The organism is Staphylococcus shinii (assembly GCF_017583065.1).
In the GTDB taxonomy this organism is placed as follows: domain Bacteria; phylum Bacillota; class Bacilli; order Staphylococcales; family Staphylococcaceae; genus Staphylococcus; species Staphylococcus shinii.
The window spans coordinates 634,357-659,958 of record NZ_JAGEVL010000001.1 but is presented as its reverse complement, the minus strand read 5'-3'; the positions used below and the strand labels follow the sequence as shown (position 1 = coordinate 659,958).

At 33.2% G+C, this 25,602-nt stretch carries 21 protein-coding genes and 1 riboswitch; of the genes, 17 read left to right on the top strand and 4 right to left on the bottom strand.

All coding sequences use genetic code 11. From position 1 onward, the window contains the following. Nucleotides 1-291: 291 nt before the first annotated feature. The 10 genes from fapR to ffh all read left to right on the top strand — a co-directional run bounded on the left by fapR (nucleotide 292) and on the right by ffh (nucleotide 11,488). Nucleotides 292-861 carry a transcription factor FapR gene (gene fapR, locus J5E45_RS03100; protein WP_069793409.1) on the top strand — a complete coding sequence of 190 codons (570 nt, stop codon included), beginning with the start codon at nucleotides 292-294 and terminating at the stop codon, nucleotides 859-861. Next, nucleotides 854-1,840, top strand: a complete 987-nt coding sequence (plsX, locus tag J5E45_RS03095) for a phosphate acyltransferase PlsX (protein WP_208181565.1) — start codon at nucleotides 854-856, stop codon at nucleotides 1,838-1,840. The genes fapR and plsX overlap by 8 nt, the downstream gene beginning before the upstream one ends. Then, nucleotides 1,833-2,759: an ACP S-malonyltransferase gene (gene fabD / locus J5E45_RS03090; RefSeq protein WP_039066792.1), complete on the top strand. Its 927-nt coding sequence runs from the start codon at nucleotides 1,833-1,835 to the stop codon at nucleotides 2,757-2,759. Before plsX ends, fabD begins: the two co-directional genes overlap by 8 nt. Next, entirely contained in the window at nucleotides 2,752-3,486 is a 735-nt protein-coding gene (gene fabG, locus J5E45_RS03085; protein WP_029377498.1) for a 3-oxoacyl-[acyl-carrier-protein] reductase, read from the top strand. The genes fabD and fabG overlap by 8 nt, the downstream gene beginning before the upstream one ends. 155 nt (nucleotides 3,487-3,641) lie before the next feature. Next, nucleotides 3,642-3,875 carry an acyl carrier protein gene (locus J5E45_RS03080; protein WP_017724267.1) on the top strand — a complete coding sequence of 78 codons (234 nt, stop codon included), beginning with the start codon at nucleotides 3,642-3,644 and terminating at the stop codon, nucleotides 3,873-3,875. A 266-nt stretch (nucleotides 3,876-4,141) separates the two neighbouring features. Continuing rightward, nucleotides 4,142-4,852, top strand: coding sequence for a ribonuclease III (gene rnc, locus J5E45_RS03075; RefSeq protein ID WP_369966987.1), 711 nt, complete (start codon nucleotides 4,142-4,144; stop codon nucleotides 4,850-4,852). A 142-nt stretch (nucleotides 4,853-4,994) separates the two neighbouring features. Further along, on the top strand, nucleotides 4,995-8,564 hold the full coding sequence (smc, locus tag J5E45_RS03070; RefSeq protein ID WP_069793412.1) for a chromosome segregation protein SMC: 3,570 nt from the start codon (nucleotides 4,995-4,997) through the stop codon (nucleotides 8,562-8,564). Next, nucleotides 8,561-9,778, top strand: coding sequence for a signal recognition particle-docking protein FtsY (ftsY, locus tag J5E45_RS03065; RefSeq protein WP_039066789.1), 1,218 nt, complete (start codon nucleotides 8,561-8,563; stop codon nucleotides 9,776-9,778). The genes smc and ftsY overlap by 4 nt, the downstream gene beginning before the upstream one ends. After that, nucleotides 9,765-10,097 carry a putative DNA-binding protein gene (locus J5E45_RS03060; protein ID WP_039066788.1) on the top strand — a complete coding sequence of 111 codons (333 nt, stop codon included), beginning with the start codon at nucleotides 9,765-9,767 and terminating at the stop codon, nucleotides 10,095-10,097. Before ftsY ends, J5E45_RS03060 begins: the two co-directional genes overlap by 14 nt. Before the next feature lie 23 nt (nucleotides 10,098-10,120). After that, nucleotides 10,121-11,488, top strand: a complete 1,368-nt coding sequence (gene ffh / locus J5E45_RS03055) for a signal recognition particle protein (protein ID WP_039066787.1) — start codon at nucleotides 10,121-10,123, stop codon at nucleotides 11,486-11,488. Between the two features lie 464 nt (nucleotides 11,489-11,952). Here the strand turns inward: ffh and J5E45_RS03050 are convergent, their stop codons facing one another. Together J5E45_RS03050 and J5E45_RS03045 are read right to left on the bottom strand one after the other, a co-directional pair. Then, on the bottom strand, nucleotides 11,953-13,254 hold the full coding sequence (locus J5E45_RS03050) for an LLM class flavin-dependent oxidoreductase (protein ID WP_208181564.1): 1,302 nt from the start codon (nucleotides 13,252-13,254) through the stop codon (nucleotides 11,953-11,955). A gap of 21 nt (nucleotides 13,255-13,275) precedes the next feature. Further along, nucleotides 13,276-14,028, bottom strand: a complete 753-nt coding sequence (locus tag J5E45_RS03045; RefSeq protein ID WP_039066784.1) for a 3-oxoacyl-ACP reductase — start codon at nucleotides 14,026-14,028, stop codon at nucleotides 13,276-13,278. A 111-nt stretch (nucleotides 14,029-14,139) separates the two neighbouring features. After that, nucleotides 14,140-14,238: riboswitch (TPP riboswitch) on the bottom strand. Nucleotides 14,239-14,451: 213 nt separating this feature from the next. Here J5E45_RS03045 and rpsP point away from each other — a divergent pair. The 4 genes from rpsP to rplS all read left to right on the top strand — a co-directional run bounded on the left by rpsP (nucleotide 14,452) and on the right by rplS (nucleotide 16,654). Then, nucleotides 14,452-14,718, top strand: coding sequence for a 30S ribosomal protein S16 (rpsP, locus tag J5E45_RS03040; protein WP_029377488.1), 267 nt, complete (start codon nucleotides 14,452-14,454; stop codon nucleotides 14,716-14,718). 240 nt (nucleotides 14,719-14,958) lie between these two features. Continuing rightward, nucleotides 14,959-15,465, top strand: coding sequence for a ribosome maturation factor RimM (gene rimM / locus J5E45_RS03035; protein ID WP_039066781.1), 507 nt, complete (start codon nucleotides 14,959-14,961; stop codon nucleotides 15,463-15,465). After that, a complete protein-coding gene (trmD, locus tag J5E45_RS03030; RefSeq protein WP_101094245.1) occupies nucleotides 15,465-16,202 on the top strand; it encodes a tRNA (guanosine(37)-N1)-methyltransferase TrmD in 738 nt (245 codons plus the stop codon). Before rimM ends, trmD begins: the two co-directional genes overlap by 1 nt. Nucleotides 16,203-16,303: 101 nt before the next feature. Then, nucleotides 16,304-16,654 (top strand): 50S ribosomal protein L19, encoded by a 351-nt coding sequence (gene rplS, locus J5E45_RS03025; RefSeq protein WP_011303276.1) that lies wholly within the window; start codon nucleotides 16,304-16,306, stop codon nucleotides 16,652-16,654. A 398-nt stretch (nucleotides 16,655-17,052) separates the two neighbouring features. Here rplS and J5E45_RS03020 read toward each other — a convergent pair whose 3' ends face one another. Beyond that, nucleotides 17,053-19,686, bottom strand: a complete 2,634-nt coding sequence (locus J5E45_RS03020; protein WP_208181563.1) for a YfhO family protein — start codon at nucleotides 19,684-19,686, stop codon at nucleotides 17,053-17,055. A gap of 41 nt (nucleotides 19,687-19,727) precedes the next feature. Next, nucleotides 19,728-22,307 carry a YfhO family protein gene (locus J5E45_RS03015; RefSeq protein WP_208181562.1) on the bottom strand — a complete coding sequence of 860 codons (2,580 nt, stop codon included), beginning with the start codon at nucleotides 22,305-22,307 and terminating at the stop codon, nucleotides 19,728-19,730. Between the two features lie 369 nt (nucleotides 22,308-22,676). Between J5E45_RS03015 and ylqF the strand changes: the two genes are divergently transcribed. The 3 genes from ylqF (at nucleotide 22,677) to sucC (ending at nucleotide 25,588) form a co-directional block, all read left to right on the top strand. Further along, nucleotides 22,677-23,537 carry a ribosome biogenesis GTPase YlqF gene (gene ylqF, locus J5E45_RS03010; RefSeq protein WP_039066774.1) on the top strand — a complete coding sequence of 287 codons (861 nt, stop codon included), beginning with the start codon at nucleotides 22,677-22,679 and terminating at the stop codon, nucleotides 23,535-23,537. Between the two features lie 6 nt (nucleotides 23,538-23,543). Next, on the top strand, nucleotides 23,544-24,314 hold the full coding sequence (locus J5E45_RS03005) for a ribonuclease HII (protein ID WP_101094241.1): 771 nt from the start codon (nucleotides 23,544-23,546) through the stop codon (nucleotides 24,312-24,314). A 107-nt stretch (nucleotides 24,315-24,421) separates the two neighbouring features. Then, a complete protein-coding gene (gene sucC / locus J5E45_RS03000) occupies nucleotides 24,422-25,588 on the top strand; it encodes an ADP-forming succinate--CoA ligase subunit beta (RefSeq protein WP_039066772.1) in 1,167 nt (388 codons plus the stop codon). Nucleotides 25,589-25,602 lie beyond the last annotated feature (14 nt).

Below are 25,602 nucleotides of genomic sequence, written 5' to 3'. Positions count from 1 at the left end.
TGTTTAAAATTATTATATATACATATTTAAATAATGATGTTAAATATTACGTGTTTTTCATAATTCAAACCGACATGAGTAAACAAAATTTCAGCGGATTCATTTTAGGGTCGAATCTTATTATTTAAAAGTTGAAAATCACTTTATTCTACGTATTACAAAATATATTTACTTAAAAGTTATTAAATTAGAACTTACGTATGTTTTTTGTTGAGCAATTGAAAAGGAAAGTGTTATGATATGTTAGGAGTGTTTAAGACTTGGTACTAAAAACATGGGAGTTTGAATGCGATGAAATTAAAAAAACAAGAACGGCGTGATGCAATAAAAAAAGAGATAGCTAAAAATCCGTTTATTACAGATTTTGATTTAAGTACTTTGTTTTCAGTAAGCATCCAAACAATACGGTTGGATCGTACTCACTTAGATATTCCTGAGTTAAGAACACGAATTAAATCTGTAGCTAGGAAAAACTATGAAAGTATTCGTTCTATTGAAGGCAATGAAATCATAGGTGACGTAATCAATGTAGAGCCTGATCAATATGCCAGTTCAATTATTAATATTGATGAAGATTCTGTTTTTACAAAAAATAAAATTGCAAGAGGACATGTTCTATTTGCTCAAGCAAACTCTTTATGTGTAGCACTTATACATAAACCAGTCGTATTAACAAGTGAAAGTAATGTTGTGTTTACCAAACCAGTAAAATTAAACGAAACGGTGCGCGCTAATGCGCAAACCATTGAAATTACAAATAAATTTTATATTATAAAAGTCGAATCGTACGTTAAAGATACGGTTGTTTTTAAAGGAACATTTAAAATGTATTATACAAGTGAGGATGAACAAAATGGTTAAATTAGCGATTGACATGATGGGTGGAGATGACGCACCTAAAATCGTTTTGGAAGCTGTTGAAATGGCGGTTAACAAATTTGAAGACTTAGAAATCATTTTATTTGGTGATAAGTCAAAATGTACTCTAAAACACGATCGCGTAGAAGTACGTCATTGTACAGAGTCTATAACTATGCATGACGAACCAGTTCGAGCAATAAAGCGCAAAAAAGATAGCTCAATGGTTCGTATGGCGGAAGCAGTAAAATCTGGAGAAGCAGATGGATGTGTTTCAGCTGGAAATACAGGGGCTCTAATGTCAGCTGGGTTGTTTATAGTCGGTCGCATCAAAGGTGTAGAACGTCCAGCATTAGTTGTGACGTTACCAACAGTTTCGGGTAAAGGTTTTGTATTTATGGATGTTGGTGCAAACGCTGAAGCGAAAGCAGAACATTTATTACAATATGCCCAACTTGGTAATATTTATGCACAAAAAATCAGAGGTATCTCACAACCTTCTGTAAGTTTATTAAATATTGGAACTGAAGCTGCGAAAGGTAATACATTGACTAAAAAAGCTTATCATTTAATGGAAACACAAAATGATTTCCACTTTACAGGTAATGTTGAAGCTAAAGGATTAATGAATGATGCTTCAGATGTGGTAGTGACTGATGGTTATACTGGTAATATGATTTTAAAAAATTTAGAAGGTGTAGCTAAAGCAATGGGCAAAATGTTCAAAACTACACTTTTAAGCAGCTTAAAAAATAAAATGGCAGCATTAATTTTGAAAAAAGATTTAAAAGGGTTAATGACGAAAATGGATTACGCTGAGTATGGAGGGTCTGTATTACTAGGATTAAATGGCACAGTTGTAAAAGCGCATGGTAGTTCGAGTACTAAGGCTTTTTATTCAGCCATTCGTCAGGCGAAAATTGCCGGTGAACAAAAGATTGTTGAAACTATGAAAGAAACGGTGGGGACACAAGATGAGTAAAACAGCGATAATATTTCCAGGCCAAGGTTCACAAAAAGTCGGTATGGCAAACGATTTATATGAACATGACGAAGTAGCAACATCAATTCTTAACCAAGCACAACAAGCTTTAGACTTCGATATCTTAGAAACAATGTTTACAGATAGTGAAGAAAAACTTGGACAAACTGAGAATACACAACCTGCATTATTAACACATAGCATCGCGTTATTAAATGCGCTTAATGATTTAAATGCAGACTATACAATGGGACATAGCTTAGGTGAATATGCGAGTTTAGTTGCTAGTAGTGTGTTGAAATTTGAAGATGCAGTTAAAATTGTAAGAAAACGTGGTCAACTAATGGCCGAAGCTTTCCCAAATGGTGTAGGTAGTATGGCAGCTGTATTAGGTTTGGATTATGAGGAAGTTGATGCAATATGTAAACAACTCTCAACTGAAGAGGCTATTATTGAACCGGCAAATATTAATTCACCAGGACAAATCGTTGTCTCAGGCCATAAAAATGTAATTGATCAGTTAGTGGCTGAAGGTAAATCGTTAGGTGCTAAGCGTGTGTTACCGTTGGCAGTATCGGGACCATTCCATTCATCTATGATGCAAGTAATCAAAGATGATTTTGCATCATTTATTGATCAGTTCGAGTGGCAAGATGCTCAGTATCCTGTGGTACAAAATGTACATGCCAAAGGTGAAACAGATGCAAAAATAATTAAAGCAAATATGATAGAACAATTATATTCACCTGTTCAATTTATAGATTCAACACAGTGGTTAATTGATCAAGGTGTAGATCACTTTATTGAAATAGGTCCTGGCAAAGTACTATCAGGTTTAATTAAGAAAATTAATAGAAATGTAAAAGTAACTTCAATTCAAACACTAGAAGATGTGAAAGGTTGGAATGAAAATGACTAAAAGTGCGTTAGTAACAGGAGCTTCAAGAGGTATTGGGCGTAGTATTGCTATCCAATTAGCCGAAGAAGGTTATAATGTTGTGGTAAATTATGCTGGTAATAAAGAAAAGGCCGATGCCGTTGTAGAAGAAATCAAGGCTAAAGGTGTAGAAAGTTTTGCTATTCAAGCGAATGTAGCAAATGGTGATGAAGTCAAAGCGATGATCAAAGAAGTTGTCAGTCAATTTGGCTCAGTAGATGTACTTGTTAATAACGCAGGTATTACACGCGATAATTTATTAATGAGAATGAAAGAGCAAGAATGGGATGACGTAATTGATACCAACTTAAAAGGTGTCTTTAATTGTATTCAGAAAGTAACACCGCAAATGTTAAGACAAAAAGGCGGCTCTATCATCAATTTATCAAGTGTTGTTGGCGCGGTTGGAAACCCGGGACAAGCAAACTATGTTGCCACAAAAGCAGGTGTTATTGGATTAACTAAGTCAGCTGCAAAAGAATTAGCATCTAGACACATTACTGTTAACGCTGTTGCACCTGGATTTATCGTTTCTGATATGACAGATGCTTTAAGTGACGAACTTAAAGCACAAATGTTAGAACAAATCCCATTAGCTGAATTTGGTGAAGATTCGGATATTGCTCATACTGTAGCATTTTTAGCTTCTGAAAAAGCTAAATATATTACAGGACAAACAATTCATGTCAATGGTGGCATGTATATGTAACAAATGGACAATTCAATTGTTTGCAAGCTATTGTACATTTAAACATGTCGTTAGTATTTCTAGAGTAATACTATGAATTACTACTTGTATTTCAATTGATAAAATGGGAAAATATAAAAGTCTATAAGTAGACTTTTAAAAGGAGGTGAATCGACGTGGAAAACTTCGACAAAGTAAAAGATATCATTGTTGACCGTTTAGGTGTTGACGCTGAAAAAGTTACTAAAGATGCATCTTTTAAAGATGATTTAGGCGCTGACTCACTAGATATCGCTGAATTAGTAATGGAATTAGAAGACGAATTTGGTACTGAAATTCCAGATGAAGAAGCTGAAAAAATCAACACAGTTGGTGACGCGGTTAACTTTATCAATAGTATTCAAAAATAATAAGCAAATATCTGAGTCGTAGTAAACACGGCTCAGATTTTTTTGTTTGAAAAACATCTATAATTAAAGCATAGATTGTTTTAACAAATATTAACATGAATTGGTTACATGCTAGTTGTAAAGCCTAATAAACTTGTATATGACAAATAGTTTTTTCTTTAGTTTTATTGAACTTTCACGTAGAATAAAAGCGTGTACAGTATTTTTAGCACATAGCTGTTTTTATCTGAGGAGGAAAGAGATTGACCAATCATAAAAAGAAAGAAATGGTTAAAGCATTCCAAAAAAAGTTTGCCCAAAAAATGCAGGAATTAGATTTGAATTTTAATCAAGTTGATTTATATCAACAGGCATTTTCGCATTCTAGTTTTATAAATGATTTTAATATGGATCGCTTAGATCATAACGAAAGATTAGAATTTTTAGGAGATGCGGTATTAGAATTGACGGTTTCACGCTATTTATTTGATAAATATCCAGAATTGCCTGAAGGTAATTTAACAAAAATGCGTGCAACAATTGTATGTGAGCCATCACTTGTAATATTTGCGAAAAAAATTCAATTGAATGAATTAATTTTATTAGGAAAAGGCGAAGAAAAAACAGGGGGCAGAACGCGTCCCTCACTAGTTTCCGACGCCTTTGAAGCGTTTGTAGGTGCACTATATTTAGATCAAGGTCTAGAGTCAGTTTGGAAATTCTCTGAAAAGATTATATTCCCTTATGTGGAAGATGATGAATTAGATGGCGTCGTAGACTTTAAAACACAATTTCAAGAGTTTGTACACAGACAGAACCAAGGTGATGTAACTTACCGACTCATCAATGAAGAAGGACCAGCACACCATCGATTGTTTACTTCAGAAGTTATTTTAGAAGATAAAGCTGTAGCAGAAGGAAAAGGAAAAACTAAAAAAGAATCAGAGCAAAAAGCTGCTGAACTAGCATACAAAAAATTAAAAAATAATCAAACGTAATAAATGCGTTTTACTATAAGTAGCACATTGATAGAATTAAATCCAAGTAATGGTATTTATTAAGAAAAGTATTAATTTAAAGGTTAATGTAAAAGTGTTTCTGTAATGTTACAAGACAGGAAGCATCTTGAAGGAGAATAGCATGGTTTATTTAAAATCTATAGATGCCTTTGGTTTTAAATCTTTTGCCGAGCATACAAACGTTCAGTTTGATGAAGGCGTAACAGCGATAGTTGGACCAAACGGTAGTGGAAAAAGTAATATCACTGACGCAATAAAATGGGTATTAGGTGAGCAGTCAGCTAAATCTTTACGTGGGGCAAAAATGGAAGATATCATTTTTTCAGGTGCAGAACATCGTAAAGCTCAGAATTATGCAGAAGTAAAATTAAAGCTAGATAATAGTGCAGGTAAATTACAAGTAGAAGCTTCTGAGTTAACAGTGACTCGTCGTTTATATAGAAATGGCGAAAGTGAATATTACCTAAACAATGATAAGGCAAGATTAAAAGATATTCTGGACTTATTTTTAGATTCAGGTTTAGGTAAAGAAGCGTTTAGTATCATTTCACAAGGCCGTGTAGATGAAATATTAAATGCTAAACCTATCGATAGAAGACAAATTTTAGAAGAGTCTGCGGGCGTGTTGAAATATAAAAAGAGGAAAGCGACTTCAGTACAAAAATTAGATCAAACTGAAGATAATCTTTCACGAGTAGAAGACATCTTATATGACTTAGAAGGTCGTGTTGAACCGTTAAGAGAAGAGGCAGCAATTGCCAAAGAGTATAAGCACCTTTCAAAGGAAATGGAAAAAAGCGATGTACTAGTAACAGTCCATGATATTGAACAGTATAATAATAATATTCATGAACTTGACGAAAAGTTAAATTATTTAAAAAGTCAGCAATCAACAAAAGATGGTGAAAAAGTACAACATACACAATCACTAAATAGGTTTAAAGCTGAAAGACAACAGTTGGATGAGCGTATCGAAGCTTTAAATTACCAACTCGTAAAAGCTACAGAAGAAGTTGAAAAATACACGGGTCAATTAAACGTGTTAGAAGAACGTAAAAAGAATCAATCTAAAACAAACGCACGGTTTGAAGAAGAACAAGAGAGCCTTGTGAATCAAACTGCTACATTAAAACAAGAAAAATCTGCAGCACAAACAGAGATAGATCGGCTTAAATCACAACAAAAAGAATTAAACGAAAAAATACAATATTTTGAATCTCAACTTTATGTATCAGATGATCAACATGATGAAAAGTTAGAGGCAATTAAAGACGAATATTATCAATTGATGTCTGAACAATCAGATGTAAATAATGATATACGCTTTTTAGAGCACACAATACAAGAAAACGAATCTAAACAATCACGCTTAGATTCAAGATTAGTAGAAGCTTTTGAACAATTGAAACAAATCCAACACGACATCAACGAAGCTGAAAAAAATAGTACAAAGGCACGGAAAGAATTAAAAAAAGCAGAGCAACAGCTTAATGAATATGAACGCAAATTAACAGAACTCAAACAACAACGTAGTGAATATGAAGAGAAACTACATCAGGCTTATCGTTTTAATGAAAAGCTTAAATCTCGTATAGATAGTGCTGCGACACAACAAGAAGAATATAGTTATTTCTTTAACGGAGTTAAACATATATTGAAAGCACAACATAATCAGTTAACAGGAATTCGTGGCGCGGTAGCAGAAGTTATCCAAGTACCTTCAGATTTAACTAAAGCCATTGAAACGGCGTTAGGTGCTTCTTTACAACACGTTATTGTTGAATCTGAAAAAGAAGGACGACAAGCGATCCAATACCTTAAACAACACGGTTTAGGTAGAGCAACATTCTTACCGTTAAATGTTATTCAACCACGTCAAATTGCTAATGATATATTGGCAATAGCCCAAGATACGGAAGGTTTTGTTAATATCGCATCACGAGCAATTCAAGTTGAAGCGGATTATCAAAACGTAGTACAAAATTTATTAGGTAATACAATTATTGTCGATGAATTAAAAAATGCTAATGAACTTGCTCGAAAAATAAAATACCGCACACGTATTGTTACGTTAGATGGTGATATAGTTAACCCTGGGGGCTCTATGACCGGTGGCGGTGATCGTAAATCGAAAAGTATTTTAGCACAAAAAGATGAACTTGCTAGAATGCGCGCACAATTAGCAGATTATCAAAAGCAAACAGTTCAATTTGAGAAACAATTCCAAGAAATTAAAGAAAATACGGACCGTATTAGCGAGAGCTATTTCGAAACAAGTCAAATTTATAATTCTGCGAAACAAAAAGTGCACGATTATGAATTAGAGTTGGATAGACTACGTAAAAATGAAGCACACCTAAAAGATGAACATGAAGAATTTGAATTCGAAAAAAATGACGGGTATCAAAGTGAAACGAGTAAACAAACCTTAAATGATAAAAAGCAAAAATTGGCTGAGATTAAAGCGCAATTACAAAAATTAGAAGAAGATATTGATCTTTATACAAAATTATCTAAAGAAGGTAAAGAAAGTACCACTCAAATCCAGCAACAATTACACCAAAAGCAGTCAGATTTAGCAGTAGTGAAAGAAAGACTGAGTGCACAAAAGCAAACCTTCACAAGAATTACTAAACAACTCTCGACGGTTGTCAGTCAACAAGAAAAATTAGATGACCAAATTAAGTTATTTAACTCAGATGAAATGACTGGTGAAAAAGCTTTTGAGACAATTCAAAGTAATATTGAGCAAAGTAAAGAAGCTAAAGCCCAATTAGCACAAGAAATTGAAGAAGTGAAATCGCGTAGACTAGAATTAAATGATAAAATTGAAGAAACAGATCAAATGTTACAAGAAGCAAATCAAGACATTTTATCTATCGAAAATCGCTACCAAGATATTAAAGCGGAGCAATCACGTTTAGATGTACTAATTAATTATGCAATTAACCACTTAAATGATACTTATCATATGACGTATGAACGTGCTAGCGAGTTATATGAATTAAATGATGACATTGAAGCGTTACGTAAAAAAGTTAAGTTAACAAAAATGTCTATTGAAGAATTAGGACATGTTAATTTAAATGCGATTGAACAATTTGAGGAAGTCAACACACGTTATACATTTTTAGATGAGCAGCGTGCTGATTTAAGGGCAGCTAAAGCAACATTAGAACAACTTATAGAAGAAATGGATCAAGAAGTAAAAGATCGCTTTAAAGAAACTTTCCATGCTGTTCAAGGTCATTTTGCTGAAGTGTTTAAATCACTTTTTGGTGGTGGGCAAGCAGAACTACGTTTAACAGATGATGATTACCTATCTGCAGGGGTAGATATTATTGTTCAACCTCCAGGCAAAAAACTGCAACACTTATCTTTATTAAGTGGTGGAGAACGTGCACTAAGTGCAATTGCTCTATTATTTGCAATATTAAAAGTAAGGTCAGCACCATTTGTTATATTAGATGAAGTAGAAGCTGCATTGGACGAAGCAAATGTTATTAGATATGCACAATATCTTAAAGCTTTATCAGACCAAACACAATTTATTGTGATTACTCACCGTAAAGGGACGATGGAATTTTCAGACCGATTATATGGTGTAACAATGCAAGAATCTGGTGTATCCAAATTAGTGAGTGTTAATTTAAATACGATTGATGAAGTTATTAAGGAGGAACAAGCATGAGCTTTTTCAAACGATTAAAGGATAAATTTTCCAGTACCTCAGAAGAACCAAAGCAACAAGAAGATTTAGAACAATTATCTGAGGACTCTCAAAAGGAAATAGATGAGCCTCAAGATGAACAACCAGCTAAAAAGCCAAAAAAATTAAAAGAAGCAGATTTTGATGATGATGGCCTAATATCTATAGAAGACTTTGAAGAAATCGAAGCACAGCAATTAGGTGCGAAATTCAGAGCAGGATTAGAAAAATCTCGTGAAAACTTCCAAGCCCAACTTAACAATTTAATTGCGCGTTATCGTAAAGTGGATGAAGAATTTTTCGAAGCTCTAGAAGAAATGCTTATTACAGCTGACGTTGGATTTAACACGGTAATGCAATTAGTTGAAGAATTGCGTGAAGAAGCGCAACGTCGTAATATTTCAGAAACAGAAGATTTGCGTGAAGTTATTGTAGAAAAAATAGTAGAAATTTATCACCAAAATGATGATAATTCAGAAGTGATGAATATAGAAAATGAAGGTCTTAATGTCATATTAATGGTAGGTGTTAATGGTGTTGGTAAAACAACAACAATTGGTAAATTAGCCCACCGTTACCAAGCAGAAGGTAAGAAAGTAATGTTAGCCGCAGGAGATACATTTAGAGCAGGGGCGATTCAACAACTTAAAGTTTGGGGAGAACGCGTCGGAGTTGAAGTAATGAGTCAAAGTGAAGGCTCAGACCCAGCTGCAGTAATGTATGATGCAATTAATGCTGCGAAAAGTAAGGATGTAGACATTCTTATTTGTGATACTGCAGGACGTTTACAAAACAAATCTAATTTAATGAACGAATTAGAAAAAGTCAAACGTGTTATAGGCCGCGCTGTTCCCGAAGCGCCTCATGAAGTATTACTGTGCTTAGATGCAACTACAGGTCAAAACGCGTTATCACAAGCGAAATCATTTAAAGAAGTTACTAATGTGACGGGTATTGTACTTACGAAACTAGATGGTACTGCTAAAGGTGGTATTGTGTTAGCGATACGTAATGAATTACACATACCAGTGAAATATGTAGGTTTAGGTGAAAAATTAGATGATTTACAACCATTCAATCCGGAAAGTTATGTTTATGGATTATTTGCTGATATGATTGAACAAAATGTAGATGAAAATGAAGCACCAAATGAAAACATAGAAGAAACTGAAGGTCAGTCAGATGACTCAAAATGATTTAATTAAAACGATTCGTATGAATTATTTGTTTGACTTTTATCAAGCGTTACTCACTCAGAAGCAAAGGAATTATCTAGAATTATTCTATTTGCAGGACTATTCTTTGAGTGAGATAGCTGATACATTTGATGTGAGTCGACAAGCAGTGTATGATAACATAAGAAGAACTGGCGATTTAGTAGAAGATTATGAAACGAAATTAGGTTTATACCGTAATTTTGAACAAAGACAAAAATTATATGAACAAATTAAACAGCATGTTAATGATCCAGAAAAAATACAACAATATATTCAAGCACTAGAAGATTTAGATTAGAGAACATAAAGGAGGTATTTGATATGGCATTTGAAGGATTGTCCGATCGTTTGCAAGGAACGATGCAAAAAATCCGTGGTAAAGGTAAAGTCACTGAAGCTGATATTAAATTAATGATGCGTGAAGTTAGATTAGCATTATTAGAAGCAGACGTTAACTTTAAAGTCGTTAAGGATTTTATCAAAACTGTATCAGATAGAGCACTAGGTTCAGATGTAATGAAATCATTAACACCTGGGCAACAAGTAATTAAAATAGTGCAAGAAGAACTGACTCAATTAATGGGCGGGGAAAATGCAACCATTACAATGGCTAATAAGCCACCAACAGTAGTAATGATGGTTGGTTTACAAGGTGCAGGTAAAACAACAACTGCTGGTAAATTAGCACTACTAATGCGTAAAAAATATAATAAAAAACCAATGCTTGTTGCAGCAGATATATACCGTCCAGCTGCAATTGATCAATTACAAACTGTAGGTAAACAAATTGATATACCTGTATACAGTGAAGGCGATCAAGTAAAACCACAACAAATAGTTGAGAATGCTATTAATCATGCTAAAGAAGAACATTTAGATTTTGTAATTATTGATACTGCAGGCCGTTTACATGTCGATGAAGCCTTAATGGAAGAATTGACAGACGTCAAAGAAATTACAAAACCAAATGAAATTATGCTTGTTGTTGATGCAATGACGGGTCAAGATGCTGTCAATGTAGCACAATCATTCGATGACCAGCTTGACGTTTCAGGCGTCACATTGACAAAACTAGATGGAGATACTCGTGGTGGTGCTGCATTATCCATTAGATCTGTTACTCAAAAACCAATTAAATTTGTAGGTATGAGTGAAAAACTCGATGGTCTAGAGCCATTTCACCCTGAACGTATGGCTTCTCGTATCCTTGGAATGGGCGATGTCTTAAGTTTAATTGAAAAAGCACAACAAGATGTTGATGAAGATAAAGCGAAAGATTTAGAGAAAAAAATGCGTACTTCATCTTTCACATTAGAAGACTTCTTAGAACAATTAGATCAAGTTAAAAATCTAGGACCGCTTGATGATATTATGAAAATGATACCAGGCATGAACAAGATGAAAGGCATGGATAAATTGAATATGGACGAAAAACAAATCGATCATATTAAGGCAATTATTCAGTCTATGACACCGAGTGAACGTAATGAACCTGAGACATTAAATGTTTCTCGTAAAAAACGTATCGCTAAAGGTTCTGGACGTTCAGTTCAAGAAATAAATAGGTTAATGAAACAATTTAATGATATGAAGAAAATGATGAAACAATTTTCCGGTGGCGGAAAAGGTAAAAAAGGTAAACGTAAGCAAATGGAAAATATGATGAATGGTATGAACTTACCATTTTAAAATAGGCTTCTTAAAAAGATTAATCTAACAATAGTTTAAAAAGTAGTAATCCACATCGAAAGCGTGGATTACTACTTTTTTACTGGTTTTAGAACGTAGACAAAGCATAGGTGAATTGTCACTTATGCTTTGTTTATTTATATTTGTATAGTTATTTTTAAAATAGCAGGAATCTTACAGACCAAAGTTGGCTCTTTTATCAATTGATTTATTCAACATAATAAATATCAACACTGTTTAATTTATATATTATAATCTTTTTAGTATAATATTGGCAGTGATTTGGTCCGAGTCCTGTGGGAATATTAATAGCCGAAGCTACAGGATAAGGCAACGCCCGCGGAAAGCGTGTACAAAAATTGCCAATAAAGTCTGAGGCTTTGTCGATGGTATGGAACTCCTGTGATTACGGCGATTTTGCTTATAAAAACGTTTTTTGAGGATAAGACACCGATAAATAATTATTAATGAATACCGATATTTTCCCTAAATGTTTTACCTTCATATTCAGTTCGGTATAAACCACGCTTTTGTAATTCAGGTACAATATCATCGACGAAATCTTGTAAACTATCTGGAAATACTGGAGGCATTAAGTTAAAACCATCTGCAACACCTTCATTAAACCAATGTTCCATTTCATCCACAATATCTTTTGGCGTCCCAATAAGTGTTAAATGCCCACCACCTGCACTTAAATAACCTAATAATTCTCGCAATGTTGGATTTTTATCTTTAATAATTTCTAACACAGTTTGATAGCGCCCTTTAGGTCCGTTAAAAGATTCGACGGGTGGTAAAGGTGGTACAAGTTCATCCAATTCCCAATTATGGCAATCTTGTTGGATAAAAAACTCTAATTGATTTAAAGCTGTATCAACTTCTAAAGATTCATCGAGTTGTTGCTTTTTTGCGTAAGCTTCTTCATACGATTGTCCAACATACGTTACTAATCCAGGGAATACTTTCAAACTATTTTCAGACTTTTCTTGTTGTTTTAATTTTTGATTTAATTTCTTTTTAAAAGCATAAGCTTGATTAAAATTCCAAGCTACAGCATATACTGCATCTGCGTATTTAGTTGCTAGTGCAATACCAGGATTTGAAGCACCGGCTTGCATAGCAATCGGTTTTCCTTGAGGGCTGCTTGGTGTTGTTAAAGGTCCTTGAACGTTAAAATACGCTCCTTGATGATTGATAGGGCTGATTGCAGATTCGTTAATTAAACTATTATCTTCTTTATTATGCAGAAAGTTATCGACACTCCAAGATTCAAGTAATCGATTCATCACTTGAGCGAATTCATCTGCTTTTTTATAGCGTTCTTCGTGTTCAGGTAAATGATCCATACTATGGTTTGCAGCTTCCAAATCTGTCATTGACGTTACTAAGTTCCAACCAGCACGACCTTGACTAATATGGTCAATACTCAGTAATTGTCTAGCAGCTGTAAAAGGGTTGGCAAATGTACTAGATATAGTAGCTACTAGACCGACATGTTCAGTAACTTGTGATATCGCAGCTAAATTCACTAAAGGATCAAACCAAAATGCAGGCATATCACTTTTAGAATTAGCTGGAAACGATTGATTGTCAGCAAAAAATATAGCATCAAACAAGCCTTGTTCTGCGATTTTTGCTAATGATTGATAATATGTAATATCACCAATACGTTCAACGCTTGAATCGGGCATACGCCACGCGGCTTGGTGATGGCCGCATCCATAGATGAGTACGCCGATGTTTAGATGTTGTGTTTGTGTCATAAAATAATTTAATCCTCCTTATTAATTCATTGTTAAGCCACCATCGACTGTGAAATTCTGACCTGTAATGCCGTTTGATTGGTCTGACACGAGATATGCAACCATATTAGCAACATCTTGTGGTGCAGTGACCTTTTTAATAGGTGTTGTTTGAGCAATTAAATCAAAGACTTCAGTTGTTGTAGTTGCGCTTGCATCGGTAGTTTTTAACAAACCACCTGATACTACATTTGATGTGATACCATATTGTCCTAATTCAGCAGCTAAATTACGTGAAAAGCCAATTAATCCAGCTTTAGCGGTTGTATATTCATGATAAGGGACGACTGGGTTTTGGAATAAATTCGTGCCAATTGAGATAATATTACCTTTTTGTCTTTGAATGAATTGAGGTATAACACTTTGACACACGTTGAAAGCAGCTTTTAATGTACCGTCAATTTGTTGCTGGTAATCATCCCACGAAAGATCTGCAAATGCTTTTTGTTGAACAGGATCAAATTTAAACCCAACTAGTGCATTATTAATTACAACATCAACTTGGCCAAAATATTGTGTAGCTTCATTAACTAAGCTGTCAATTTCATTTCGTTTTGTCACATCTGCTTGTATAGCGATTGCTTGTCGAGTTCCAATCTCATCAACAAGCCTTTGTGCAGCATCTTCACTATTATGATAGTTTATGACAACGTTATGTCCTTTTTGAGCTAACGTTTTTACGATAGTTGCACCTAATCCACGGCTGCTTCCAGTTACTATTACGGTTTTGTTCATTATACACACTCCTTAATTTTTCAATAAAAAAATACACAACCCTTCTGAAAGAAAGTTGTGTATTAGAAATATCAACATATGTATGAAATTGTTTCAAAAAACTTTTGAAATATGCTAAACTTCACACTTTCCTCCGCTAGTTTAAACTAGATCAGGTTCAAAGGGTTTGAGTTAGACTCATCTCAGTTAGAAACACCCCTAGTGCATTTATTATTTAATTTAATTTCAATGTATATTTTTTAGTGAATAATGTCAAGTTTAGGTTGATTTAATATTCTTAAATGACCATAATTTAAGCTAAGAAACGAAATTTGCGTAATATTGAAATTGGTAAAGAAGAAACTCTTTACAAAGTTGATTATTACTGTTATTATTATTTCTTGTAGAAAATAAAAACTATGAAAATTAAAGGAGCGAATATAAATGGCAGTTAAATTACGTTTAACACGTTTAGGTTCAAAAAGAAATCCATTCTATCGTATCGTAGCAGCTGATGCTCGTGCACCACGTGACGGTCGTAATATCGAACAAATCGGTACTTACAACCCTAACAATGTAAATGCACCAGAAGTTAAAATTGACGAAGAATTAGCACTTAAATGGTTAAAAGATGGTGCGAAACCAACTGATACAGTTCACAACATTTTATCAAGAGAAGGTATCTTGAAAAAATTTGATGATCAAAAATAATTTTTAACCTAATATACACTCTGTATATTTGTAAGAGTACCTTAATAGGTACTCTTTTTTTATTGAGAAATATTAAATATAGTTAAGGAAATATAAAAATAGCACATGTCATGGAACCTTCATTTTTTAAATGTAATGAAACACAGAAATCGAGGTTACATGTTATAATAAGCTAATAAAATAACGCATATACATAATCAAAATTAAATGAAATAGCCAAATTATTATGGAGGAACATATATGAAAGTTGAAGTAGGCAAGATTGTAAATACACATGGAATAAAAGGTGAAGTGAAGGTGAAATCTAATTCAGATTTTACTGATATACGTTTTCAACCGGGTGAAATCGTTGAGATAGAACGTAAAGATAAAGAATCAATAACATTTACGATTTCGTCTTATAGAATGCATAAAGGACTTCATATGTTAACATTTGAAGGAATCAATAACATTAATGATATTGAACATTTAAAAGGAGAAACGTTAGTTCAAGAACGTGATCATGAAGAAATAGAATTAGGAGAACATGAATTTTATTATTCAGACATTATTGGTTGTACGGTCTTTGATGAAGAAGATACTCCAATTGGTCGCGTGATAGAAATTTTTGAAACAGGTGCCAATGATGTTTGGGTGGTTAAAGGAGATAAAGAATATTTAATACCTTATATTGCAGATGTTGTTAAAGAGATTGATGTCGAAGGTAGACTTATTAAAATCTCCCCAATGGAAGGATTGCTAGATTAATGAAGATTGATTATTTAACTTTATTTCCAGATATGTTTAATGGCGTGTTAAATCATTCTATTTTGAAACGTGCTCAAGAAAAAGATATGTTAGAAGTCAATACAGTAGATTTTAGGCATTTTGCAGAAAATAAACATAACCAAGTAGATGATTATCCTTTTGGTGGTGGGCAAGGGATGGTATTAAAGCCAGAGCCTATATTTAATGCAATGGATAGTATCGATAAGACAGCTGATACAAGGGTAATATTAATGTGTCCTCAGGGACGTCCATTTAATCAAGCAATTGCTAATGAACTTAGCCAAGCAGAACATATCGTTTTTATTTGTGGTCATTATGAAGGTTATGATGAAAGAATTCGCGAAAACTTAGTGACCGATGAGATTTCCATGGGAGATTATGTATTGACTGGTGGAGAACTACCAGCAATGGTAATGACGGATGCAATTGTTAGGTTACTACCTGGTGTATTAGGTAACCAACAATCACATGAAGATGATTCATTTCAAGATGGTTTGCTAGAATTCCCTCAATATACAAGACCTCGTGAATATAAAGGGATGGGCGTGCCAGATGTATTGTTGTCAGGTAATCATGCAAATATAGAAAAGTGGCGTCATGAACAGAAAATTATCAGAACTTGGACGAAGCGACCAGATCTTTTAAATAACGTCACTATGTCACAAGAAGACAAAGAGATTATAGAAAGATATAAAAAGCAATTGAAAAAAGACTAACTATGTGCTAACATATTTTAAGTGTGCGACACACGAAAATCACTATGATCCGCTGCTATATTTTGTCGAGGCAAGAACATAGGTTGAAGGAGAGAAAAATAATGAGTAATCACAAATTAATCGAAGCAGTAACTCAATCGCAATTACGCACAGACTTACCTTCATTCCGTCCAGGTGACACTTTAAAAGTGCACGTACGTATTATTGAAGGTACACGTGAACGTATCCAAGTATTCGAAGGTGTAGTAATCAAACGCCGTGGTGGAGGTATTTCAGAAACTTTCACTGTACGTAAGATTTCTTCTGGTGTAGGTGTGGAACGTACATTCCCATTACACACACCAAAAATCGAAAAAATTGAAGTTTCACGTCGTGGTAAAGTTCGTCGTGCTAAATTATATTACCTACGTGAATTACGTGGTAAAGCTGCTAGAATTAAAGAAATTCGTTAATCAGCATAATAAGCATAAAAAAGCGGTCCTCTTTATGAGGATCGCTTTTTTGTTTACTAATATAATAAAAAGGTATGGCTAGATATTGTAGATGAAATTCGTTTGTTTAAAGAGGGATAGTTAACGTTTTGAGAATTAAGGATAAGTATAAGTACCTAATGATTTTGATTGTGCTTAATGAATACATAGCACAACATACAAAGAGCATACAAAGCTCAAATCAAACTACTAAATGTCTTATGCCCTGAAACCTCTAAATAGCTCCAAATAGCTCCAAATAGCCCATAATACACATTAAAGCTGTGTCTAGTATAGCGAGGTAAATGAGCGTTATTTGAATATAGGTATACCAAGGTGAATTTCTTCTTAAGTATATTGACACATTTTAATGATATTTTCTATTTACTTATGTTATCTTTGGACTTATTTCTTAACCACCATAAAAAGATAATACTAAAAATTACACCGAAAACAGATAACGTTATTAAGGGTAGGGCGTGTGGTGGTTTATATTTTAAAGTAATCTTTTCTTGACCTTTTTCAGTAGAAATTACTGTCATAATACCGTTACCCTGTTTGACAGGTAATTCTTGTTTGCCCGAATAAGCTTTCATGCCATTACGATAAGCCATAGGGAGCACAATGTACCCTTTATCTTCTTTACTTTTAGTTACTGTATAGCCTGTACGTTCTTGAGATACTTTTACTGGATTTAAAGATTTTGTTGCGTTACGTAAAGTTTGATAATCTTCTCCATAAATACCTTTGATATTAAATCGATAATTTCCTTTAGATAATTGGATATTTAAATCTTTATTTGCTTTAACACGCATGGTTACTGGTGTAACAAACCGTCTATACTTGTAAGTCAATTCATTGCGTTGTTGGCTGTACTCGTTAACACGAACTTCATGAGCTTTATCAGGTGAGAGTAACTCTACATCCATCTCAATATACATATCTTCATACTTATCAGCAATAGATTTAGGTAAATGATAACTTATGCCGCCGTTGTCTTTAGAAACAATTAAATGGTTGCCTTCATTTCTGTGAGCGTCGGTTAATGTTGACGTCGCTTCTGTTAATAAATTTTTATTGGCTTTGAATGTTTGATTGGATGAAGTGCTACTATCATTCAATACAACACCTTGTAACATGGCTTGTTCTCTATCTAATGGCGATTTAAGGTCTTTGGAATCAAAAACTTTATCCGTGATATGTGCACTTGGGTAAGCTATTTGATTTGTAGAATGTAAAAATGATTCTTCTTTAGAATGGTCAACAGTGCTTTTGTGTTTAAATCCATAGGGAATATTTAAATCATTTGGACGCCGTATGCGATCTTGTATATTCCATAAAGCCATTAAATTAGCGCGATTAGATAATAAACGATAAGTGCTATTTTTATCAGTATGCATATTAATTTGTAATGTTTTATCATAATATTTTAAAATGTCACCATCAAATATGCTTGAATATAAGGCAGTGCCATCAAAATGATAGAGCATCGGTGAATTCAAACCGTATTGTGACATGTAATCAATTCTATTTAAAGGGTCGTCATCATGTTGTTGATTGATTGTATCTATTTTTTTAGCTAATGCAGGACTTTTGTAGTCAGCCTCATGCATAGCTGAAACAGTAGATTCATAGTTTTTAACATTATTAAAGTGATTGTTAGATAATATAAATGCTTGCTGCACAATAAACAAGCATAAGATGACAAATATGACCCAGCGTTGTTGCAATAAATCTTTCTTAAATAATATGAATGCTATAAAAAGCATAAGTATTAAGCATATAAGCATCCATGATATTTTTTGGTCAGTCACAATAAGTGCCATAATCCCCATAATTACTAAAACAGGTACACAAGAAATGACATAAGATTTTAAACTTAACTCTGCAAGATGCTGAATAAATAATGCAATCAGCCCTGACGTTGTTAATGCAAAAATATAAACCCATCTGCGCTCTGGTGTAGAAAATCCATTAAACATACTATCGAAATAAGGCGTTAATGAACCTATTAACATAATCCATGTTGCAATTGCAAAAAATCTATAGTAATAGTGCTTGTAAAGTTTAAAAGATAATAAAGCGATGATGGCAATCATTGATACGGTAATGTAAAAGCCGTTGCTAAAAAAGTTTTTTTGGCGAGCAAAGTCTGTAAGGATGTTTATACTAAAATGCGGATTGCTTACTCTATCATTATTGAGAAATGAAGATACACCAGTATAAAATCCCCAAACACCAATTAACGTGCTTAATATGACTGAAACAGGTATTATCCATAACTGCTGCTTACGTGAAACGATATCTCTTGGATGTGGAAATATAAAACGATAAATTACATAAGCTAATATCGCAATCGCTTCATAGTAACTAAAGTAAAAATTTGAGAAAAGGGTTAATGCAATTGCAAAAATAAATAGGCCTAATTTTTTCTCTCTATAAAAACGTTCAATACCTAACAGTGACAAGGGGAGAAAAATAAGTAAATCCCCGTAGTATGACCACGTAAAATTAAAGTATATAACTGTTGTAGATGCACCGTAGAGTAATGCAGCCAAAAATATTGTATAACTTTTAAAATTTAAATATTTAAAGAAATAAAAAGTTATAACAAAAGTTGCTACACCTTTAATAACGGCAACGATTAACTGGTTGCTGGCCCAAAATGTAATTTGACTAGGATTACTATTAAATATCGTTTCCGATACCCACACAAATATAAAATTAATATATGTAAATGGTGAAGTTGAATAGTAATAAGATAAATCTTTTACAAAATCTCCTCCAAGCCCAAATGAGTGGTCATATGTACTTTTAAATTGACTAAAATGTTCATATAAGTACATTTGAAAAGGCATCATTTGCCTGTAACCATCACCCGATCCGCTAAAAACAACCCCATGGATTAAGTAGCGATAAATATATGGGGCGAATGTAAGAAGAGCGACAAAAACACCCATAGTAATGATACAAAGCAATCTTGTTGTTTTATTGGACCAAATCTTACGAAACATGGTTATACCTCATCTCTAACAAACTCCTTTTATATAATGATTTATTTATTTTTTATTTTTTTACGAATTAACCATGTAATTGTAGATAATATAAATATGGAGGAAATAATTATCATGGTATACCAATATTTAGGACGATATTTAATCATTATTTGACGTGTGTCTTTGTTTACAGAAACACCAGTCATCATATAATTCACTTTAAATGGTTTTACCTTTTTACCATCAATATAGGCAGTCATGCCATCACGATACGGAATATTAATAGAAGCGATTCCATTTTGATGTGAAGATAAGTTGACTTTAACACCGTTTTTAATATTGCGATAATGACCTATATTAGTTTTTGAGCCATGGGCCCCTTGTAATTTTTGATAATTTTCACCATGTAAACTTTTAATGTCTAATTGATAATTTCCAGATGGACTAAGGTTGATATTTATATTGCCTTGTGCATCTGGTTGTGTTTTGTAAAGTTGTGTATCTACGCCTGTTCGATATGTAGAATTATTAAATAAACGATGATTTGCATAGTCATTTATATTCACAGTAAAATTACTGTCCGGATAACCGCGTTTTACTTTTAAAGTTAAATAAAAATCACTAAAACGTTCTCTTAGATGTTCTGGGATGTGTAATTGGATTCGACTGTTATCGTTATTAAGATGTATATGTTGTCCGTTCATCTGTTTAATATTTTTATAAGATATTTGAGTCTGATTTAATAAATTTTGGGCAGTATCGGTATATTTTTGTCCTTTACCATTGACTACTACGCCATCAATCATGGCGTGTTCTCTATCAATAGGTGTATTAATAGCGTTTGAATCATAAACCCGATTTGTTACACGTACAGATGGAAGGTTCAATGTATTTTCATAAATTTGATATTGTCCTTCTGTTTTTACTTTTTTGAAAAAAGCAGGTACGTTATTTTGGTAATCTTTAAGCATTAAAAATTGGACTGAAAATAAGCTGTTAATATTTTGACGCGCATTTGTGGATTGATATCTACTGACTGATTCTTCTTGCATATTAATTTTTAGCGCATCATAGTAGTAATCTAAAATATTATGGTCAAAAATGCTTGAATAGATACTTATACCTTTGAAATGCTGATACATAGGTGTATTATCTTGTTCATTAACACGCCAATCAATACGTTCATCCTCGGATTTATGATGCGTCATTTGTGACACTAATTGTCGTTGGAGCGGAGTATTAAATAGACTAGCATTAATATAATCTTTATTAGCACGCTCAACATGATCTTCGAAGTAAATTTGATTACGGATAAAGACAAATGAAATTAGTAAATTGAGAATCATAATAGAAATAATGAATAAATATGTTAGCTTAACGCGTGATTTGGCATGATTGACTAAAAGTATAAGGAAACCAATCGTACTTACAATAGGTGTAAACCATAACCAAGATACAAAGTCACTATAGTACCATGCACTGATAAATAGATAACTTAATGCAACAATAGAAGAAAAGACATAATTTTTTAGTGATAGTGTTCGGAAATATTTGATATAGAAACTAATTAAAACAGCAGCGTTTAATGAAATAAGATAATGCCATCTTTTTTGAGGCGCCGAAAATCCATTAAATATTTGATCAATAAATGGAATGAAACTTGCAACAATAGAAATAAAGGTTAATAAGGCAAATAATTTAAAATAGTAGTGTTTATATAATTTGAACGATAATAACGCTTGTAAAGTAATAAAAGATAAAACAATTAAATAGTTATCATAAAAAATATTAGTATTTTGGTTGAAATGTTCAAATAAATCTACTTTACTATCAAAAGGTGTACGTCTATTGTTAATGAAACCTTGTACAGCATGGAAAAAAACAAACAAACTACAGCCTAATGCAACAAAAGATGTTAAAGCTAATGACCAAAACGCTTTGAATCTAGGAACTAAATCATTTTTGTGTCGGAATAAGACCCTAACTGATAAATATAAAATACCGGTTAATAATTGATAATATGCAAAATAAAAATTATTAATAAGTGAAATAGCCACAATTAGGATAAACCAACCTATTTTTCCGCTTTTGAGAAAACGTTCTATAGACCATAACAATAACGGTAACCATATAAATATGTCGCTAAAAAATGACCAGTAGACTGTGAATCTAAAGTAAAGCGGGGATACAACAAAAATAAAGGCGGCAAGTATAGCAATATTGCGATTAAATGAAATATAACGCACAAATATAAATGTTCCTAGCATGGCAATAGCTGATTTAATGATTGATATAATCAAGGCATTCGTCGTCCAAAACATCACATCTGAGGTGGTCAAAGGAATAAAGGTTTTAAGTAGTACAATGACCACTACATTGAAAATAAAAATAATGTTAGTGGAAAAATAGTAGCTTAAATCAGTGAAAAAATCTCCACCTAAACCAAAATCAGATGCGTAAAACCAATTCCCCTTACTCCAATTATCAAACAAGTACATTTGAATTGGGATCATCTGTTCAATCCCATCATTAGGACCAGTAAACAACACACCATCATAAATGTATCTATAAATAACATAACTATGACCAATAATTGCCAATATAATAAATAAACAGAGGTACAATAATTTACGTTTCATAGGTAATCTCCTATATATGTATTCAATATAATTCTATTGTAACGATTTTTTGCAAATTTAGTTTAAAAAGACTATATATTATGTGAAATTAATCTTTTTAGGATATATATCTTAATTTTCTCAAAAAATAAGATATAAATAAAACATTAACTAATTAACATATATCTAAAGGCCAATTACGAAACATCAGTGTTTATATATTAAATAATGGTGTAAAATTGAAGGTGTTAAATAAGCCTTGCCATTATTTTGTTTATCAAGCACTATATAGCGTGTTATGATTTTAAAGTCAAAGCAACGTGCAAGTATGATTATATATTTAATTTAATAAAAATTTGAAATTAGTAATAATAGAAAGGTGATATTGATATGGTAATACAATGGTATCCAGGCCACATGGCTAAAGCAAAAAGAGAAGTATCAGAACAATTAAAAAAAGTCGATGTCGTATTTGAATTAGTAGACGCCAGAATTCCGTATAGTTCTAGAAACCCGATGATTGACGAAGTGATACAACAAAAACCACGTGTAGTTATTTTAAATAAGAAAGATATGGCAAACTTAAAAGAATTAGAAAAGTGGGAATCATTTTTTAAAGATAAAGGTTATTACCCTGTGGCAATTGACGCGAAACATGGTAAAGGATTAAAACAAGTAGAACAAACTGCTATTAAAGCTACCAAAGAAAAATTTGAAAAAGAAAAACAAAAAGGGTTAAAGCCTAGAGCGATTAGAGCTATGATTGTCGGCATACCTAATGTAGGGAAATCAACGTTAATCAATAAATTAGCTAATAAATCTATTGCCAAAACAGGTAATACGCCGGGTGTAACTAAACAACAACAATGGATAAAGGTAGGGAATTCATTACAATTGTTAGATACTCCAGGAATTTTATGGCCCAAATTCGAAGATCAACTTGTTGGAAAGAAACTAAGTGTTACTGGAGCAATAAAAGATAGCATCGTTCATTTAGATGAAGTAGCTATTTACGCTTTAGATTTCATGAAAGCACATGATTATGAAGGATTAAAACAACACTATAAAATTGATGTCTCTATAGATGCAGAGAATATAGAATGGTTTGATGCTATTGGACGTAGACGTGGTTTGTTGCGTCGAGGTAATGAAATAGATTATGAAGCGGTAATCGATCTGATTATTCATGAAGTTAGAAATGCCAAAGTTGGTACGTACACGTTTGATATCATCAATGAAATGGACGTGTAGACATATATGAAACAAACGATTGAAGAAGTAAAAAAAACGTTACAAACAATACAATCTTTAGACGAGCTTAATGCACACATGTTTATGGGGGATGAACGTAAAGGCGTGCAAAACGCTATTACGCAAAGGCGTAAGCAATTAAAAAAAGAGCAGTTATTACTAAAAAATTATGAGGAAATGTCAGAGTTTGAAGCCGCATTGTTAGCACAAAATAACAATGCGCTTATTTGCGGTATCGATGAAGTTGGGCGTGGCCCGTTGGCTGGACCAGTTGTAACCTGTGCAGTGATTTTAAATGAAAATCACCATTTTACAGGTTTAAATGACTCAAAGAAATTGTCTGCAAAGCAAAGACAAGGTATTGAGGAACAACTATTAAACGATGTCCTTGCATACGCATATGGTTATGCAACAGTGGAAGAGATAGATCGTTTTAATATTTATGAGGCTACAAAAATAGCAATGTTAAGAGCGATTGAAGCTTTATCAATACGCCCAACACACTTACTTGTGGATGCGATGACTCTAGACACAGATATCCCACAAACATCGTTAATTAAAGGAGATGCCAGAAGTGTATCAATTGCTGCAGCAAGCGTGTTAGCGAAGGAACATAGAGATAAATATATGCGTGAATTAGCCGAGAAATATCCTGGATACGGTTTCGAAAAAAACGCTGGTTATGGCACTCAGCAACATTTAGATGGTATTAAACAATTTGGTATCATACCTGAACACAGGAAAACATTTGAACCAATTAAATCGCTCACAAATTAATAGTTAAAATGAAATAATTGAAATAAGTAGAATAAATGAGTTTACAATAGCGCTTTCATTTCTTATAATTGATTATGAACTTAACCTAAGAAACAGGAGGATGGAGAATGAATATCCACGAGTATCAAGGTAAAGCAATATTTCGTTCTATGGGCGTTGCTGTCCCAGAAGGACGCGTAGCGTATACTGCTGAAGAAGCGGTTGAAAAGGCAAAAGAATTAGATTCCAAAGTTTATGTGGTAAAAGCACAGATTCATGCAGGGGGTAGAGGTAAAGCTGGCGGTGTGAAAATTGCAAAATCACTATCCGAAGTGGAAACTTATGCAAATGAATTGTTAGGTAAGACGCTTGTCACGCATCAAACTGGGCCTGAAGGTAAAGAAGTTAAACGCCTTTACATAGAAGAAGGCTGCGATATTCAAAAAGAATATTATGTTGGTTTTGTAATTGATCGTGCAACAGATAGAGTTACTTTAATGGCTTCAGAAGAAGGCGGTACAGAAATTGAAGAAGTAGCTGCTGAAACACCTGAAAAAATATTCAAAGAAACAATTGATCCTGTTGTCGGGTTAGCGCCATATCAAGCGAGAAGAATCGCATTCAACATTAATATTCCAAAAGAGTCAATTAATAAAGCGGCTAAATTTTTAGTATCATTATATAATGTATTCATTGAAAAAGATTGTTCTATCGTTGAAATCAACCCACTTGTAACTACAGGCGAAGGTGAAGTCTTAGCTTTAGATGCAAAAGTTAACTTTGATGATAATGCATTATTTAAACATAAAGATATTCAAGAATTACGTGATTTAGAAGAAGAAGATCCAAAAGAAATCGAAGCATCTAAATATGATTTATCATATATTGCATTAGATGGTGATATCGGTTGTATGGTAAATGGTGCTGGTTTAGCGATGGCTACTATGGATACAATTAATCACTTCGGTGGAAATCCGGCTAACTTCCTTGACGTAGGGGGCGGCGCAACTAAAGAAAAAGTTACTGAAGCATTTAAAATCATTTTAGGTGATGAACATGTTAAAGGTATCTTTGTAAATATCTTTGGCGGTATTATGAAGTGTGACATCATTGCAGAAGGTATAGTTGCCGCAGTTAAAGAAGTAGAACTTACGTTACCACTTGTTGTACGCTTAGAAGGTACAAACGTTGAAAGAGGTAAAGAAATCCTTAAAGAATCTGGATTAGCAATTGAACCAGCAGCTACAATGGCTGAAGGTGCACAAAAAATCGTAAAACTTGTTAAAGAAGCATAAGGAAAGGATGGGAG